We start from the raw sequence: 964 nt of genomic DNA, 5'->3' as shown, positions 1-964 counted from the left end.
CCGCCATCGTCGAGGCCCTGCGCACCCGCCCGCTCGACAGCCTCCTCGTCACCTTCGGCGACAACCGCCCCGCCGCCACGCCGCTCATCGGCGTCGGCGATTCCGTGGCCGTCCAGGTCTGGGAAGCCGGCTCCGGCGGCCTGTTCTCCGGTCCCCTCGTCGCCGACCGCTTCTCCGCCGGCTCCAAATCCGCCCTGATCCCCGAGCAGATCGTCGGGCCCGACGGTGGGATCTCGGTGCCCTATGCCGGCCGCATCCCCGTCGCCGGACGGCGCACCCAGGACGTCCAGAGCCTGATCGAGGCCGAACTCGCCGGCAAGGCGATCCAGCCGCAGGTGCTCGTCAGCGTTACGCGGCCGGTCTCGCAATCGGTGACCGTCACCGGCGAATCCGCCACCGGCACCCGCGTGCCCCTGACCGGCCGCGGCGACCGCCTGCTCGACGTGATCGCCCTGGCCGGGGGCGTGCGCACCCCGGTGGCCGAGACCTTCGTGCGGCTGTCGCGCAGCGGGCGCACCGTCACGGTGCCGATGAGCACGATCGTGTCGAACCCGCGCGAGAACATCTTCGTGCGCCCCAACGACACGCTGACGCTGGTGCGCGATCCCCAGACCTTCCTGGCGGTGGGCGCGGTGGGCAACACCACCGAGATCCCGTTCGGGGCGGAGGGGCTGACCATGGCCCAGGCCCTGGCCCGCGCTTCGGGGCTGCGCGACACCCAGGCCGATCCGGAGGGGGTCTACATCTTCCGCTACGAGCCGGCGGGGCTGGTGCGCCGGCTGCGGCCGAACTCGCCGCTGCTCGGGGCGCCGCAGGTTCCGGTGGTGTACCGGGTGAACATGCGCGATCCCCAGAGCCTGTTCCTGACCCAGTCGTTCCGGCTGCGCAACCGCGACCTGCTCTACGTGTCGAGCGCGCCGTTCTCCGAGGTGGCCAAGGTGCTCAGCGTCGTCTCCACCATCGC

1 protein-coding gene is annotated in these 964 nt (G+C 72.3%); it reads left to right on the top strand.

Annotated features, from left to right (window positions below; translation table 11 throughout):
* Positions 1 to 964: polysaccharide biosynthesis/export family protein (locus MFF26_RS26355; RefSeq protein ID WP_238308970.1), on the top strand; the 964-nt coding region annotated here is incomplete at both ends.

This window comes from Methylorubrum suomiense (genome assembly GCF_022179765.1).
GTDB classification, from domain to species: Bacteria; Pseudomonadota; Alphaproteobacteria; order Rhizobiales; family Beijerinckiaceae; genus Methylobacterium; species Methylobacterium suomiense.
Note: the sequence above shows the minus strand (reverse complement) of the source record. Positions and strands in the feature narration are given on the sequence as shown.